General features: G+C 72.3%; 8 protein-coding genes and 1 pseudogene. 4 read left to right on the top strand and 5 right to left on the bottom strand.

Going from position 1 to position 16,245, the window contains the following annotated elements; genetic code table 11:
- Nucleotides 1–8 precede the first annotated feature (8 nt).
- The 5 genes from ACWDBB_RS01580 to ACWDBB_RS01560 form a co-directional block, all read right to left on the bottom strand.
- Nucleotides 9–3,050, bottom strand: a complete 3,042-nt coding sequence (locus ACWDBB_RS01580; protein WP_449787700.1) for an alpha-mannosidase — start codon at nucleotides 3,048–3,050, stop codon at nucleotides 9–11.
- A gap of 80 nt (nucleotides 3,051–3,130) precedes the next feature.
- Nucleotides 3,131–4,387: a glycoside hydrolase 5 family protein gene (locus tag ACWDBB_RS01575; protein ID WP_449787699.1), complete on the bottom strand. Its 1,257-nt coding sequence runs from the start codon at nucleotides 4,385–4,387 to the stop codon at nucleotides 3,131–3,133.
- A gap of 59 nt (nucleotides 4,388–4,446) precedes the next feature.
- On the bottom strand, nucleotides 4,447–5,373 hold the full coding sequence (locus tag ACWDBB_RS01570; protein ID WP_449787698.1) for a carbohydrate ABC transporter permease: 927 nt from the start codon (nucleotides 5,371–5,373) through the stop codon (nucleotides 4,447–4,449).
- A 3-nt stretch (nucleotides 5,374–5,376) separates the two neighbouring features.
- Nucleotides 5,377–6,249 carry a carbohydrate ABC transporter permease gene (locus ACWDBB_RS01565; RefSeq protein ID WP_392879736.1) on the bottom strand — a complete coding sequence of 291 codons (873 nt, stop codon included), beginning with the start codon at nucleotides 6,247–6,249 and terminating at the stop codon, nucleotides 5,377–5,379.
- 211 nt (nucleotides 6,250–6,460) lie between these two features.
- Complete coding sequence (locus ACWDBB_RS01560) at nucleotides 6,461–7,750, bottom strand: ABC transporter substrate-binding protein (RefSeq protein ID WP_449787697.1); 1,290 nt, start codon at nucleotides 7,748–7,750, stop codon at nucleotides 6,461–6,463.
- 212 nt (nucleotides 7,751–7,962) lie between these two features.
- On the opposite strand from ACWDBB_RS01560, the gene ACWDBB_RS01555 reads away from it, so the two are divergent.
- The 4 genes and pseudogenes from ACWDBB_RS01555 to ACWDBB_RS01540 all read left to right on the top strand — a co-directional run.
- Nucleotides 7,963–9,072 (top strand): LacI family DNA-binding transcriptional regulator, encoded by a 1,110-nt coding sequence (locus tag ACWDBB_RS01555; protein ID WP_449787696.1) that lies wholly within the window; start codon nucleotides 7,963–7,965, stop codon nucleotides 9,070–9,072.
- 318 nt (nucleotides 9,073–9,390) lie between these two features.
- Nucleotides 9,391–11,835, top strand: a complete 2,445-nt coding sequence (locus ACWDBB_RS01550; RefSeq protein ID WP_449787695.1) for an endo-beta-N-acetylglucosaminidase — start codon at nucleotides 9,391–9,393, stop codon at nucleotides 11,833–11,835.
- 25 nt (nucleotides 11,836–11,860) lie between these two features.
- Nucleotides 11,861–16,084: a glycoside hydrolase family 38 N-terminal domain-containing protein gene (locus tag ACWDBB_RS01545; RefSeq protein WP_449787694.1), complete on the top strand. Its 4,224-nt coding sequence runs from the start codon at nucleotides 11,861–11,863 to the stop codon at nucleotides 16,082–16,084.
- Nucleotides 16,081–16,188, top strand: a pseudogene (locus tag ACWDBB_RS01540) (DUF7158 domain-containing protein); the annotation flags it as partial. The gene ACWDBB_RS01545 and the pseudogene ACWDBB_RS01540, both read left to right, overlap by 4 nt.
- Nucleotides 16,189–16,245 lie beyond the last annotated feature (57 nt).

Here is a 16,245-nt window from a genome sequence, read left to right as displayed (position 1 = left end):
CGTACGGCCTAGGCGGAGACCCGCAGGCGCAGGGTCACCAGCTCGAACGGGCGCAGCTCGAGCCGCACCGCGCCGTCCTCGAACGCGACCTCGCCGCGGGTGCCGTCCCAGGGCCGTTCCAGCAGATCGCAGGGCACGGCGCCGGCCAGTGGGAAGGAGGTGGTCAGCCGGCCCCGGGCGCGGCCGCCGCCCGCCTCGTAGACCCGGACGACCAGGTCCCCGCTGCGGTCGTCGGCGAGCTTGACGGCGCTCACCACCAGGGCGTCGTTGTCCAGCTCCACCAGCGGTGCGACGCGCTCCGTACTGCCGGTGACCGTCCGCTCGGGCAGGCCGATCCGGTAGCCCTCGCGGACGGCGTCGCCGATCGCCGCGCCCGGCACCAGGGCGTGCCGGAAGCGGTGCAGGCCCTGGTCGGTCTTCGGGTCGGGAAAGCGCGGGGCGCGCAGCAGCGAGAAGCGGACCGTGGTGGTGGTCCCGCCGTCCTCGGCGCGCACCGTGCGGGTGACGTCGTGGCCGTAGGTGGAGGCGGTGACCAGGGCGACGCCCCAGCCGGGCTCCTCGAAGTGGACGAAGCGGTGGTTGCAGGCCTCGAACTTGGCGGCGTCCCAGCTGGTGTTGGTATGGGTGGGCCGGTGGAGGTGGCCGAACTGGGTCTCGGCGGCGTAGCGCTCGGTGTGGACGTCCAGCGGGAACGCGGCCTTGAGGAACTTCTCGGTCTCGTGCCAGTCGACCTCGGTGTCGATGTCCAGCCGCTGCTCGCCGGCCGGCAGGGTGAGGGTCTGGACGACGGTGGAGGAGCCGAAGGAACGGGCGATCCGCACCGAGGCCCCGGCGGGGGACGCGGAGGCGGTGAGCGAGTCGGTGCCGGTGAGGTCGGTGACGGTGTTGCGGTAGAACTGGTCCACGTCCCAGGCGTCCCACATGTTGGGGAAGTCGGGGTGCAGTTGGAGCAGGTTGGCCCGGCTGCCGGGGGCGACGGTCTCCCGGCCGGTCGCGAGCTCGACCACCGAGGCGATCAGGCCGTCCGCGTCCACGACGACCTCCAGCAGCCCGTTGCGCAGCGTGAAGCCGCCCCTGGAGCGCTCGACCGCCTCGCAGGCGCCGCCCGGCACGGCGACGGCGGCGGCCCCTCCGGCCGGCACCGCCGAGCGGGTGTGCGGCGCCGCGTTGAACACCAGCTCGCGCCCGCCGGCGGCCGGCCCGGCCAGCGCCCGCTGGGCCGCGCCGATCAGGCCCTCCAGCTCCCCGGCCAGCGCCGCGTACGTCGCCTCGGCCTCGCGGTGCACCCAGGCGATGGACGAGCCCGGCAGGATGTCGTGGAACTGGTGCAGCAGGACGGTCTTCCAGATCCGGTCCAGCTGCTCGTACGGGTACGCCGCGCCGGTGCGCAACGCGGCGGTGGCGCACCAGAGTTCGGCCTCGCGCAGCAAGTTCTCGCTGCGCCGGTTGCCCTGCTTGGTCCTCGCCTGGCTGGTCAGGGTGGCGCGGTGCAGTTCCAGGTAGAGCTCGCCGACCCAGACCGGCGGGTTCGGGTACTCGGCCTCGGCCTTGGCGAAGAACTCGGCGGGGTTCTCCCAGCGGACGGCGGCCGAGCCCTCCAGGTCCTTCAGTCGGGCCGCCTTGGCGACCATCTCGCGCGTGGTGCCGCCGCCGCCGTCGCCCCAGCCGGTCGGGGCGAGCGAGTGCCGGGCGACGCCCTTGTCCTTGAAGTTCCTCGCCGCGTGGGCGATCTCGCTGCCCTTCATCGAGCAGTTGTAGGTGTCCACCGGCGGGAAGTGGGTGAAGATCCGGGTGCCGTCGATGCCCTCCCAGAGGAAGGTGTGGTGCGGGAACCGGTTCACCTGGCTCCACGAGATCTTCTGGGTCAGCAGCCACTTGGAGCCCGCGTTGCGGATGATCTGCGGCAGGCCGCCGGTGAAGCCGAAGGTGTCCGGCAGCCAGGCCTCGTGGTTCTCCACCCCGAACTCGTCCAGGAAGAACCGCTTGCCGTGCACGAACTGCCGGGCCATCGCCTCCGAGCTCGGCATGTTGGTGTCGGACTCGACCCACATGCCGCCGGCCGGGACGAACCGGCCCTCGGCCACCGCCTTCCGGACCCGGGCGTACACCTCGGGGCGGTGCTCCTTGATCCAGGCGAACTGCTGCGCCTGGGACATGGTGTAGCGGAACTCCGGCTCGTCCTCCAGCAGCGCGGTCATGTTGGCGGTGGTGCGGGCCACCTTGCGGACGGTCTCGCGCAGCGGCCAGAGCCAGGCCGAGTCGATGTGGGCGTGACCGATCGCGCTGATCCGGTGCGCGGACGGCACGGCGGGCGCGGCCAGTACCCCTTCGAGCTGCGAACGGGCGGCGGCAGCGGTGGAGTTGACGTCCTGGAGGTCGATCGCGTCGAGACAGCGCTCGACCGCACGCAGGATCTCCCAGCGGCGGGGGCCCTCCACCGGCAGTTCGGCCATCAGCTCGCCGAGCACCTCCAGGTCCATCACCAGCTGCCAGACCGTCTCGTCGAAGACGGCGAGGTCCATCCGGGCCAGCTTGTACTGCGGCCGGTCGCCGGCCGTCTCCCGGTCGCCCAACTCGGTGGGAAGGAAGGGGTGGTAGTCCAGGACGACCGGGTTGGAGGCGGCCTCGACGTGCAGCAGCACCTGCTCGCCGCCGGCTGCCGGCGCGGCGATCCGCACCCACTGGTTCTGCGGGTTGAGGCCCTTCACCGGGGAGCCGTCGGGGCGGTAGACCAGGCCCTCGCACTGGAAGCCGGGCATGTTGGCGTCGAAGCCGAGGTCGATCAGCGCCTCGACGGTGTGTCCGGCCCAGGCCTCGGGGACGGTTCCGGTCACGGTGATCCAGCTGGTGCCCCAGGGCGCGCCCCAGGCGTCGCCCACCGCGATCGGGGTGCGCGGGGCGGCCAGGCCCTCGGCGACCGGGACGGGCTCGCCGGGTGCCGTCCAGATGCCGACCCCCAGCGGGACGGACTCGGGGTACACGGCCGGACGGATGCGCTCGTCCAGGACGCGCTTGAGGCGGGACTCGACCAGGGTGCGGTCATCGTGCATGTCAGCGGGCTCCGTTGCGTGGCTGAGGGTGCGTGGCAGGGGACGGGGTGGCTGGGGTCGCGTGGCGGAGGGGGAACGGGCTAGAGCGAACGTACGTCGGCGGGGTCCACCACCTCGGTGATGCCACGCGCCGCGAGGTGGGCGTGGTCCTCGGCGCGTTCGGCGAGCACCGCGGTCGGGCGGGCGCCGTCCTCGGCGAGGCGCATGAACGCCTCGTACACCGGGCCGCCGGGGCCGCAGACCGAGCGGTAGGGCGAGGTGACCTCGTCGCCGGTGGCGACCACCACGGCGGTGCTGCGCGGCTTCGGTGCCTGCCAGGACCGGCGGGCCTCGGCGGCGGCCTCGGCGAGCCGGGCGCCGGCCGGCTTGACCGTCCGGTCGGTGGTCAACAGGCCGAGACTGTACTCCAGTTCGGGGAAGTCGGCGAGCGATCGGTCCACGTCGTGCGAGCACCACCAGGTGACGCCCCACAGGTCCGGGCAGTCCAGCGCGGCCGCCACGGTGGCACCGGTGAAGCGCGCCGCGTCCTCGGCCGTGATGTGCGGGGCGGGCGCGCCGACCTCCTGCAGCCAGACCGGGCGGGCCGGGTCGTCCGCCCAGGCCTTGGACAGCTCGACCAGGTACGCGGCGTGCTGGGTGGTGGCGGTCGAGTGGGCGCCGTAGCGCTGGGCGGTGCCGTTGAACACCCAGGAGTGCACGGCGGTGGCGGCGCCGATCCGGGCCGAGTGCCAGGGGGTGAAGGGGTGCTCGTCCAGGTACCAGGCCGCGTCGTAGGAGGCGTGCAGGTGCAGCCGGCCGGGGGCGCCCCGCTCGCAGGCGTCGAGCATCCGGCGCAGCCAGGCCTCCGCCTCGGCGGGGGTGGCCCGGTCCGGGTCGGGGTGCGGGGCGCCGGAGAACTGGTTGATCTCGTTGCCGAGCGTCATCCCGAGGAAGTTGGGCCGCTCGCGCAGCGCCCCGGACAGGGCGCGCAGGTAGGCGGCCTGGCCGTCGAGCACCTGCGGGTCGGTGAAGAGGTTGCGCCGGTGCCAGGTGCGGGTCCAGGAGGGGAGGAAGTCGAAGCTGGACAGGTGGCCCTGCAGGCCGTCCACCGCGACGTCCAGCCCGCGCTCGCCGGCCGCGTCCACCAGGGCCGTCAGCTGCTCGACGGCGCGCGGGCGGATCAGCGTGCGGTTGGGCTGGAAGACCGGCCAGAGCGGGAACACCCGGACGTGGTCCAGGCCGAGGGCGGCGATGGAGTCGAGGTCGGCGCGCACGGCGTCGAGGTCGAAGTCGAGCCAGTGGTGGAACCAGCCGGCGCTGGGGGTGTAGTTGACACCGAAGCGGGGAGCGGTGGTCATCGGATGGCTTCCTCAACGAGTTTGGGGCGTACGGACGGTGGACTGTCCCCGGACGGGCTCTATCCCTTGACGGCCCCCTCCTCGACGCCCTTGAAGAAGAAGCGCTGGCAGACGCCGAACACCACGACGATCGGCAGGAAGGCGATCATGGTGCCGGCCGCGATCAGCCGCGGATTGGCGGAGAAGGTGCCGTTGAGGTACTGCAGCCCGACGGTGAGGGTGTACTTCTGCGGGTCGTTGAGCACGATCAGCGGCCACAGGAAGTCGTCCCAGGCGCCGATGAAGGTGAAGATCACGATCACGCTGAGCATGCCGCGCACGTTCGGCAGACCGATGTGCCACAGCCGCTGCCAGACGTCGGCGCCGTCCACCAGCGCGGCCTGGTCCAGCTCGGCCGGGACGGCGGCGAACGCGGTGCGCATCAGCAGCACGTTGAGCATCGCGATCGAGCCTGGCAGGGCGACGCCGAGCAGGCTGTCGGCCAGGCCGAGGCTGCGCACCAGCACGTACTGGGAGACGATGGTGACCTCGCCGGGCAGGATCAGGGTTGCGAGGAAGAGGCCGAGGACGAGCTTGGCGCCGCGGAAGCGCAGCCGGGCGAGCGCGTAGCCGGCCAGCGTGCAGCCGACCACGTTGCCGGCGATGCAGACCGCGGCGACGATCACCGAGTTGAGCGCGTAGGTCCACACCGGGATGACCTCGGCGACCTTGCCGTAGTTGCCCAGGGTGGGCTGGTCGGGCAGGAAGCTCGGGGTGCGGGTGTAGACGTCCTCGGCGGGGCCCTTGAGGGACGTGGACAGCTGCCACAGGAAGGGGCCGATGACCAGCAGCAGGACCAGGGCCAGGAACAGGTAGCGGGCGGCGGTCACGGCGCTGGAGGGGGTGTTGAAGCCCCGGGCGGGCTTGACGTTCCCGGCGTTGCCGGCGTTCCCGGCGGTCCCCGAGGGCTTCGCGGGGGTCTCGTTCGACGTGCGGACGGTGGTCACGGGTCAGGCCGCCTTCCGGTTCAGCCGCATCAGGAACAGCATCGGGCCGAGGGTGACGACGAACAGCAGCAGGCTGAGCGCCGAGGCGTAGCCCAGATGGCCGTTGAAGCCTCGGCTGTACATCTGGATCAGCATCACCACCGACATGTCCCGCCCGCCGGGCCCGCCCTGGCCGTTGGAGAGCACGTACAGCTCGGAGAACACGCGCAGCGAGCTCACCGAGATCAGCGCGGAGACCAGGACCATGGTCGGGCGCACCCCGGGCAGGGTGACGTGCCAGAACCGGTGCAGCGGGCCCGCGCCGTCCACGGCCGCCGCCTCGTGCAGCTCACGCGGGACGTTGGCGAGGGCGGAGAGGTAGATGACCATGTAGTAGCCGAGACCCTTCCAGACGGTGAGGGCGATCGCGCTGAACAGCAGCAGCCAGCGGTCGGTCAGGAACGGGACCGGGGAGTCGGCGAGCCCGGTCTGCCGCAGCAGGCCGTTGACCAGGCCGCGGTCGTCCAGCACCCAGCCCCAGATCAGGGCGACCACGACGGCGGAGGCGATCACCGGGGTGTAGAAGGCGGTGCGGAAGAAGGTGATCCCGGGGATCCTGCGCTGCACGAGCAGGGCGAGCAGCAGCGGCAGGACGGTCAGCAGGGGCAGGCAGACCAGCATGAACACGATGCTGTTCAGCAGGGCGTCGGCGAGCTGCTCGTCGTCCAGCAGCCGGCCGTAGTTCTCCAGGCCGGTGAACTGCCCGCCGCCGATGGGCTTGGCGTCGGTGAAGGAGAGGATCACCGTGTTGACGGCCGGCCAGAGGTTGAAGACGGCCAGCCAGACCATCGCGGGCCCGGCGAGCAGCCAGGGGGTGAACCAACGCCGGTGGGTCATGCCGTCGCCTTCCTGGGGCCTGGGGGTGCTGCGGGTGCCCGCCGGGGAGTTCTGGGGTGGGGAGCGGCGGGTGTGGGGGAGGCCCGCCGCTTGTCGCCGGTTCGGGGGTTGGGGCGCGCCCGGTTCGGGGTGGGGCGCGGCCCGGTAGGGGTTGGGGCGCGGTGAGGTTTGGGTGGTGCTCGGTGGTGCCCGGGGTGGCCGTCCGGTGGGATCAGCCCTTGAGCAGCTTGTTGCACTGCTCGACGGCGGTGTCCAGCGCCTGCTTGGAGCTGGTGTCGCCGCTGATGGCCAGGGCGAACTGCTGCTTGATGACGGTGCCCATCGCGTCGTCCACCTCGACCGGCTGGATCAGCTGGGCCTTGGCGAGCGAGGTGAAGGCGATCACCTTGGCGTCGCCCGCGTTGGTGCCGTCGCTCCTACTGAAGAACGGGTCGTTCGCGGAGGCCTTGGTGGACGGGAAGACGCTGGTCAGGTGGGCGAAGGCGGCCTGGTTCTCGGGGCTGGTGACCCAGCGGGCGAGGGCCACCGCGGCGGCCGGGTTCCTGGTGTTCTTCGGGATGGACAGACCCTGGACGTACAGCGGCGGGGTGGCCATCGCGGGGGAGGGGACGACCTTCGGGGCGAGGGTCGGGTTGTCGGTGGCGAGGCTGGTGATGAAGTTGCCGCCGCCGGTGGTCCAGGCCGCGGTGCCGGAACTGAAGAGCTTGGAGTTGCCGGCGTAGGTGTCGGTGAGCACCCCGTTCGGCATCAGGCCCTCCTTGAAGGCGTCGCGGTACTTGTCGAGCAGCGCGGCGGCCTCGGGGGTGTTGAAGGTGAAGCTCCTGCCGTCGTCGGACATGATCTTCACGCCGATGTTGTACAGGTCGCCGATGCCCGGCTTGCGGCTCATCAGATAGGTCTGGCCGCCGGACTTCTCCTTCATCGTCCGGGCCTGGGCGATCAGCTCGTCCAGGTTGGCCGGGGGCTTCTGCGGGTCCAGGCCGTACTTCGTCAGGAGTTCCGAATTCCAGTAGTTCACATCGGTGTTGAGGTACCAGGGGTAGCCGAAGGTGCCCTGGTGGCCGTTGAACCGGTAGGCGTCCACGCCGCCGGGGACGTACTCCTCGGCGAGCTTCGGATCGGCCTTGGCGACGTCCAGCAGGACGTCCTTCTTCGCCAGTGGGAAGGCGAAGTCCGGCGGGAGGTTGACCACGTCGGGCAGGGTGCCGGCGGCGGCCTGGCTGAGCACCTTGTCGGAGTAGCCCTCGCCGGGCTGGTCGAGCCACTCGACCTCGACGCCGGGGTACTTCTTCTTGAAGCCGTCGATCACGCCCTGCATGTAGTCGGTGAACTTCGGCTTGAGCGCCCAGGTCTGGAGCGAGACCTTGCCCTTGACCTCGCCGGTGGCGGCCGCGCTCGCCACCGTGTCGCCGTCCTTGGTGTCGCCGGAGCCGAGTCCGCAGCCGGTGAGGGCGGCGGTGGCGAGCGCGGTCGTGGTCAGTGCCGCCCAGATTCTTCGCATGAGGGTCTCCCGGTCCTGGGGTGGGTGGGGGATCGTGCTGAGCTCGGGGGGTGGTGCCGGTTCTTGCGGGACGTGCCGGATCTCGGCGGTGCCGGAACACGGGGTGCCGGCTCGGGGAGGGGATTCCGCAATCTGACTAACTAAACCGGTCTAGCGATGCCTGGGACTATGCTCCCGCCTAAACTTGGCTGTCAAGAGAGGAGTCGGGTTCTGTGGGCAGACCGACGATCGCCGACATCGCCCGCCAGGCCGGTGTCTCCAAGGGCGCGGTGTCCTTCGCGCTCAACGGCCGCCCGGGCGTCAGCGAGGCGACCAGGGCCCGGATCCTGCGGGTCGCCGAGGAGATGAACTGGCGGCCGCACAGCGCCGCGCGGGCCCTCGGCGGAGCCAGGGCCGACGCCGTCGGCCTGGTGATCGCCCGGCCCGCCCGCACCATCGGCGTCGAGCCGTTCTTCAGCCAACTGCTGTCCGGGCTCCAGGCGGTGCTCTCGGCCGGCTCGGTCGCACTGCACCTGATGGTGGTCGAGGACACCGCCGCCGAGACGGAGGTCTACCGGCGCTGGGCGTCCGAGCACCGGGTGGACGGTTTCATCGTGGTCGACCTCCAGGTCAAGGACCCGCGGCTGCCGGTGCTGGACGAACTCGGGCTGCCCGCCGTGGTGCTGGGCGGGCCCGGCAAGGGCGGGAACCAGCTGCGGATCTGGGCCGACGACCGGGAGGCGATGCTCTCGATCGTCGACTACCTGGCCGCCATCGGGCACCGCCGGATCGCCCACCTCGCCGGGCTGCCGCACTTCCAGCACACCCAGCGGCGGATCCGCGCGCTGCGCGACGCCTCGCGCCGGCTCGGACTGGAGGAGGCGGTGTCGGTGCCCACCGACTTCAGCGACGCCGAGGGCGCGGCCGCCACCCGGACCCTGCTGTCCCGGGCCAGGCGGCCCACCGCGATCGTCTACGACAGCGACGTGATGGCCGTCGCCGGACTCGGCGTGGCGGGGGAGATGGGCGTCGCGGTGCCCGGCGAGCTGTCCATCGTCTCCTTCGACGACTCGGTGCTCGCCCGGATCGTCCACCCTCCGCTGACCGCGCTCAGCCGGGACACCTTCGCGCTCGGTGAGCAGGTCGCACGCAGCCTGCTGGCGGAGCTGGACGAGGCCGGTCCTGGGCGGGACCTGCAGATGCCCACGCCCCGGCTGACCGTACGGGAGTCCACCTCGCCGCCGGGGGGCGCGCCGGCCGGATTCCCGGTGGCTTCCCCTGCGGCTTCCCCCGTGGGCGTGGTCGCTGCGCACATCGTTGACAGCGGTTCTGAACCGGTTTAGCCTCGCAGCGCCGAGCGGGCGCCGCTCGGCGCGCTCCACCCGGGCGCGCTCCACCCGCGCGCCCACCGCGCTCCGTCCGGCTCCCGCTGCCTGTCTCGCTCCGCGTCCGCTCCCTTCCGCTCCCTTCCGTTTCCGCGCGCCCGGGGAGCCAGCCAGCGGTGCGACTCCGACTCGGTCCCGACCCCGTTCCCAACCGGTCCCCGCTCGGCCCCCACTCCGACCCCACTCGATCCAGCACCGGCACGCCCGCATGCAGTCGGGCCCCCGTTCGCGACGGCGGGCCCGCCCATCCCCCCTCCGCTCGATCGGAGCCCCCGCATGTCACGACGCCTCCCCCTGCTGCTCGGCGCCGCCCTCGCGGCGGCCACGCTCACCGCGACCCCCGCGGCCTGGGCCGGCCCGACACCGGCCGCCGCGCCCGCCGCCACCGCCACGTCGGGCACCCAGCCGTTCGCCTCGTACTGGTACCCCAACAGCATCCTGAACTGGGACCCGGCCACCGACCCGGACGCCCGCTTCAACCGCTCCCGCGTCCCGCTCCAGCCGCGCACCAGCGACCCGGCGCTGCGCGCCAACCCCAACGCCCGCACCGGCGAGGGCCGGATCGCCTCGCTGGTCTCCTTCGGCCCCACCTCCGGCAACCCCTCCCAGGGCTCCGCCGACCCGAACTACTACGCCTTCGGCTACTGGCAGTACGTCGACAAGCTGGTGTTCTGGGGAGGCTCGGCCGGCGAGGGCCTGATCCTCGCCCCCAACCCGACCGTGATCGACGCCGCCCACCGCAACGGCGTCAAGGTGTACGGCACCGTCTTCTTCCCGCCCGGCGCGTACGGCGGCCAACTCCAGTGGGTGCGCGACTTCGTCCAGAAGTTCGGCAGCCGGTACCCCGTCGCCGACAAGCTCGTCCAGGCCGCGCAGTACTACGGCTTCGACGGCTGGTTCATCAACCAGGAGACGGGCGGCGGGGATTCGGCCCTGGCGGGCGAGGTGCGCAACCTGATGCAGTACACCAAGGCCCAGAGCGGCACCGAGTTCATGTGGTACGACGCGATGACCACCTCCGGGTCGGTCAACTGGCAGAACGCCCTCACGTCGGCCAACTCGCCCTTCCTCCAGGAGGGTTCGAAGCGCACCTCGGACTCGATGTTCCTGAACTTCGGCTGGTCGTCGAGCGGCCTGAACTCCTCCCGGGCGCTGGCCCGCCAGCTCGGCCGCAGCGAGTACGAGCTCTACTCCGGCATCGACACCGAGGCCAACGGCTACAACACCGGGGTGAACTGGGCCTCCCTCTTCCCGTCCGGGCAGCCGCACACCACCTCGCTCGGACTCTACCGCCCGGAGTGGACCTGGAAGTCCGCCACCGACCGCGCCGACTTCTACGCCAAGGACGCCCGGTACTGGGTCGGCGCCGCCAACGACCCGTCCAGGATCGACCTCTCGTCGAGCTGGCCCGGCCTGGCCGGCTACGTCGCCGAGTCCTCGCCGATCACCACCAAGCCCTTCGTCACCACCTTCGACACCGGGCAGGGCGACTTCTACAACGCGGCCGGCACCCGGGTCGCCACCGGCGGCTGGAACAACCTCTCGCTCCAGGACGTCCCGCCCACCTACCGCTGGGTGGTCGAGTCGAGCGGTGCCGGACTCACCCCGTCCGTCGACTTCACCGACGCCTACCAGGGCGGATCCGCACTGCGGTTGAGCGGAAAGCTTGACGCCGCCAACACCGTGCGGCTGTACCAGACCAGGCTGCCGGTAGCCGCGGACACCAGGCTCGACCTGGTGGTCAAGACGCCGGTCGCCGGGCCCACCAAGCTCAAGGCGGCCCTCTCCTTCACCGACGCGCCCGGCACCTTCACCATGATCGACGTCGGCGCCGACTCCGGTACCGGCTGGGAGCGGCACACCCTCGACCTCTCCCCGTACGCGGGCCGCACCGTCGCCCAGATCGCCCTGCGGGTCGAGGGCAGCGACCCGGCGTACGACCTCAGGGTCGGCCAAATCGCCCTCTACGACGGCTCGGTGGAGAAACCGGCGGCACCGTCCGGCCTCACCGTCCTCGGCGCGAGCGACGTGACGCCCGGCGCCGTCCAGTCCCTGCGGCTGTCCTGGACGGCGGCGCCCGGCGGCAACGTGCACCACTACGAGGTCTACCGGCGGAACGCGGACGGCAGCCGCACCTTCCTCGGCGCCACACCCAACGACGCGTACTTCGTCGGCCGGCTGGACCGAGCCGGGGGCGAGAACGCCACCACGCTGGACGTCGAGGCGGTCTCCACCACCTACGGACGCTCGGCCGCCACCTCCACCACGGTGAGCTGGAACGGCACCCCGCCGGCCGCCACCAACCTGGCGCTGAACCGCCCGGCCACCGCCTCCGGCCAGTGCAACGCCAACGAGGGCCCGGCCAAGGCCGTCAACGGCAGCGTCGGCGGCGGAACCGGCGACAAGTGGTGCACCCTGACCTCCGCCAAGTGGCTGGAGGTGGACCTCGGTTCGGCGAGGAAGCTGTCGACGTTCGTGGTCAGGCACGCGGCGGCGGGCGGCGAGAGCGCCTCGTACAACACCCGTGACTTCACCATCCAGGTCCGGTCGGGCACGAGCGACCCCTGGACGACCGTCGCCGACGTCACCGGCAACACGGCCGGCACGACGAGCCACCCGGTGAACACCACCGCCCGCTACGTCCGGCTGGTGGTCACCACGCCCACCCAGACCACCGACCCGGCCGCCCGCATCTACGAGTTCGAGGCCTGGGGCGCGTAGCCCCGTTCCGAGGAGGAGGCACCCCGTGCCGGTCACCATCACCGCCGTCGAGAGCACCGACCTGTTCGTCGGCCCCGAGGACGCCCCGCGCCAAGTGCTGCGGGTGAGGCTGGAGGGCCCGGCCGCCCGGATCGACGTCAGCGGCCAGGGCGTCCGCGGCGAGGCGACCGGCACGGGGCTGGTCGACGTCCCGCTGGAGATCGGCGGGGCCTCGCCCGGCGACCGGCTCGCCGTCACCGTCAGCGTCGAGGGTTCGTCCGTCGAGGCCGTGGTGGACGTCGCCGAGCCCGGCTGGACCATGTTCCTGGTCTCGCACTTCCACTACGACCCGGTCTGGTGGAACACCCAGGCCGCCTACACCTCCCCCTGGGAACTGCTCTCCGCCGACGCCACCACCCGGCCGCTGTGGGAACGCAACGGCTTCGCCCTCGTCGACGCCCACCTGGACCTCGCCCTGCGGGACCCGGTGTACAAGTTCGTCCTCGCCGAAGTCGACTACCTGAAGCCGTACTTCGACCAGCACCCAGAACGCCGCGACACCCTGCGGCAGCTGCTGGAACGCGGTCAGGTCGAACTCGTCGGCGGCACCTACAACGAGCCGAACACCAACCTCACCGGCGCCGAGACCACCATCCGCAACCTCGTCCTCGGCATCGGCTACCAGCGCGACATCCTCGGCGGCGACCCGCGAACCGCCTGGCAGCTCGACGTGTTCGGCCACGACCCGCAGTTCCCCGGCCACCTCGCCGCGGCCGGCCTCACCGGCAGCGCCTGGGCGCGCGGCCCGTTCCACCAGTGGGGCCCGATCCAGAAGAACTTCCGCGCGGCCAAGGACGACGCCCGGGTGATGCAGTTCCCCAGCGAGTTCGAGTGGATCGCCCCCGGCGGCGAGGGCGTGCTCACCCACTACATGCCGCACCACTACTCGGCCGGCTGGTGGATGGACTCCTCGCCCGACCTGGCCACCGCCGAACAGGCCGTCTACGAGCTGTACCGCAAGCTCAAGCCGGTCGGGGCGACGAAGAACCTGCTGCTGCCGGTCGGGACGGACTACACTCCGCCGAACAAGTGGGTCACCGAGATCCACCGCTCCTGGGCCGCCAAGTACCTCTGGCCGCGCTTCGTCTGCGCCATCCCGCGAGACTTCCTCGATGCCGTCCGCGCCGAACTCGCCGCCACCGGACGGCGACCCAGCCCGCAGACCCGCGACATGAACCCGGTGTACACCGGCAAGGACGTCTCGTACATCGACACCAAGCAGGCCCAACGCGCCGGCGAGGTCGCGGCCGTGGACGCGGAGAAGCTCGCCGCGCTCGCGTCCGTCCACGGCCTCGGCCGCTACCCGGACGCCGCGCTGGACAAGGTCTGGCGCCAACTCGCCTACGGGGCGCACCACGACGCGATCACCGGCTCCGAGTCCGACCAGGTGTACCTGGACCTGCTCGGCGGCTGGCGGGAGGCGTACGACCTGGCGTCCGGCGTACGGGACGCGGCACTGGACGCGCTCACGGCGCGGATCTCCACGGTGGGCGTCGGCTCCGCCGGGGGCGTCGGTTCCGCCGGGGGCGTCGGCTCCGCCGTGGTGGTGACCAACACGCTCTCCTTCGACCGGACCGACCTCGTGACGGTCGAACTGCCCGACGACGTACGGTCGGTGCGGGTGCTGGACGACAGGGGTGAGCCGGTGCCCAGCGCCGTCGACCGGGGGACGCTGCGCTTCCTGGCCACCGACGTGCCCGCACTCGGCTGGCGCACCTGGCGGCTGGTGGAGGGCGTCGCGGAGCAGCCGTGGACGGCGGCCGCAGGCGTGACCATCGGGAACGACCGGTACCGCGCCACCGCCGACCCGGCGCGCGGCGGCGGCCTCACGTCGGTCCATGACCTCCTGCACCAGCGGGAGTTGATCCAGGACGGCCGGATCGGCAACGAGCTGCGGGTGTACGAGGAGTACCCGCAGCACCCCGACTTCGGCGAGGGCCCCTGGCACCTGGTGCCCAGCGGACCGGTGGTCGGCTCCGGGGAAGCACGGGCGTCGGTGCGCCGGGAGACCGGGCCGCTCGGCGAGCGCCTGGTGATCGAGGGCACGGTCGACTCCGTGCGGTACGAGCAGACCGTCACGCTCTGGCGCGGCCTCGACCGGGTCGACTGCCGCACCCGGGTGGTCGACCACTCCGGCGCCGACCGGCTGCTGCGACTGCGCTTCCCGGTGGACGTCCCCGGCGGGCTGCCCGTCAGCGAGGTCGCCGGCGCCGTCGTCGGGCGCGGCTTCGCGATGCCGGACGTGGACTCGGCGGAGGCGCCCTGGACGCTGGACAACCCGGCCAACACCTGGTTCGGGCTCGGCGCCACCGCGCGCGTGGACCTGATCGACGCGACGGGCGCGGCGGCCGGCTCGCGCGCCCTCGGGGTGGCGGAGGTCGTCGTCCCCACCCTGGACGACGCGGCCGACGCCCGTCCGCTGGTGGTCGCGCTCGCCCGGGTCGGGGTCACCGCCACCACCTCGGCGGCGGACTGGGCGCGCTACGGTTGGCTGGACGTGGACTCCAACCTGCCGGACTTCCGGATCGTGGTCGGCCCGCCTGAAGTCAACCCGTTGGCGCGGGAGTTGCTTTCGCTGGCGGGAGAGGAGTGCGCCGCCGCCCTGAAGGCGCACGGCGCGGTGTGGGTGCCGGCCCTCAGGCCGCTCGCCGAGGTCTGGGGCCCGGACGCCGACCTGCGCGACCTGCGGGCGCTGCCGGCACTCGTCGTCTCCGACGCCGCGGCGCTGGCGGAGGACCTGGCCGACGCCCGGATCACCGCCGTCTGCCCGTCGAGGGTTCCCGTCTCGGAGCAACTCGCGGACCACACCGTGGCGTTGCTGAGCTTCGGCCTGCCCGGCTTCGCGGTCGACACCACCGGAGCGCTGCACCTGTCGCTGATGCGCTCCTGCACCGGCTGGCCCTCCGGCGTCTGGATCGACCCGCCCCGGCGCACCCTGCCCGACGGTGCCTCCTTCCAACTCCAGCACTGGACACATGAGTTCAGCTACGCACTGGTGGGGGGAGGCGGCGACTGGCGGGACCAGGTGCTGCCCGCCCAGGGCCAGGAGTTCAACCACCCGCTGTACGCCCGGATCGTCCCGGCGCAGGAGGGGCCGCTGCCGGCCACCCTGTCCTGGCTGCGGGTCGAGCCGCAGCGGGAGGTGCTGCTGGGGGCGCTCAAGCCTTCGGGCAACCCGATCGCGCAGGGTTCGGCGGCCGAGGTCGGTCCAGACCTCACCGTCCGCCTGGTCGAGTCGACCGGCCTCGGACGGTCGGCGCGACTCGGCGGCGCGCTCGGGCTGGGCGACGTCCGGGCCGCCGACCTGCTGGAACGGCCGCTGCCCAGCGGTGGCCCCGCCCTCGACCTCGCCGGATCGCAGATCGCCACCCTGCTCGCGACCCCGGCCGTCGCCGCTCCGGCGGGTGAAGCGGACCTCGGCCCGGTGGCGGAGGCCGCCCAACCCGTACACGCCCGCTACTGGCTCCACAACCGGGGCCCGGCGCCGCTCGGCTACCTACCGGTGTCCGTCGGCGCCTCGCCCGGACTGCTGCGGACGGCGGGGGAGCCGGTGACGCTGTCGGTCGTCCTCTCCTCCCAGCTGCGGGACGCGGCGGTCGAGGGTACGGCCGCGGTGCTGCCCCCCGAAGGCTGGACGACCAGCCTCGGCAGCCGCCCGTACCGGCTCGAACCCGGAGGGCACCTGCGCTTCCCGGTCACCCTCACCCCGCCCGCCGGGGCCGAACCGGGGCCGTACTTCGCGGCCGTCCGGATCGAGCACGACGGCCAGCAGATCGAGGACCTGGTGACGATCGCGGTCGGCGACCTTCCCGATCTTCTCCCTGCCCCCGGCGAAACCCCCGAGGACTGGACGATCGCCCAGGGCACCAAGGCCACCACCGGCCGCGCCACCGGCCTGGACGTCGCGGTGTCGCACGAAACCCTGCGGGTCGTCCCCGGAGGCCGGGCCGTCCTCGCTCTGACCCTCACCAACCGCACCCGCGGCGAGATCCGGGGCGAGCTGCAACTCGTCTCCCCGTGGGGTACGTGGCACACCATCGCCGAGCCCGTCCGCGGCTTCACCGTCGCAGCCGGCTCGACCACGACCGTCGAGTTCGATGTCACCGTCCCCGAATCCACCGACCACGGCTCGTACTGGGCGCTCGCCAAGGTCATGTGGTTCGGCCGCTGCCAGTACTCCCCGACGGTCGCCCTGGTGGTGGAGGCATGACCACGCTCGGCCTCCTCGACGGACGTCCCCTTTCCCGGGCGGCCCTCGATCACCGCCTCGCCGCCCTCCGAAGCGGCCCACGAGCCACCGCCCTGCCGCAGCCCGGCAGTTCGGAGGATCGCCAACTCACCCGCTGGGTCGCCCAGGTGCTCCTGACCGAG

This window comes from Kitasatospora sp. NPDC001095 (genome assembly GCF_053598615.1).
The sequence above is the reverse complement of the archived record's forward strand: the minus strand, read 5'-3'. Positions and strand labels throughout refer to the sequence as shown.